The following is a 433-nucleotide window of genomic DNA, read 5'->3' on the forward strand; positions in this document are numbered from 1 at the left end:
AAGTGTCCACACAGATTGATGGTTTAATAAGTTAAGAGTAGGAAATACTTTTCCAGATGGGGCTATAGCTCAGCTGGGAGAGCGCCTCGCTGGCAGCGAGGAGGTCTGCGGTTCGATCCCGCATAGCTCCACCATCTTTAAGTGTTCTTCCTTAAGAATCTTTAAAAATGGTTATTTCTTTTGAAATATCTAGCTCTTTAACAATTTGGAAAGCTGACTGATTACTTAATTGGTTTTCACTTTAAAAAGTGAAATCAAACAGCTCAGGCTGTGATTAAGTTAATCAAATTTAAAAGTTCTCAATGTTTTCTTTTTATTAAGAAAACACAACAAACACATTCAAGTGTCTTGGCTTTTTGTCTTCACTTTTTTAAAGTGGAAATAAAGAGTGATTCAAACTTAGTTTGAATCGAAATTGAGTCCGGCAAACAGT

At 35.8% G+C, this 433-nt stretch carries 1 tRNA gene; it reads left to right on the forward strand.

Annotation, left to right across the window (positions count from 1 at the left end):
* Positions 1 to 58 precede the first annotated feature (58 nt).
* Positions 59 to 134, forward strand: a tRNA-Ala gene (locus BCT34_RS03605).
* The last annotated feature ends 299 nt before the right edge of the window (positions 135 to 433 follow it).

It is taken from the genome of Vibrio sp. 10N.261.45.E2, assembly GCF_002875705.1.
Taxonomy (GTDB): domain Bacteria; phylum Pseudomonadota; class Gammaproteobacteria; order Enterobacterales; family Vibrionaceae; genus Vibrio.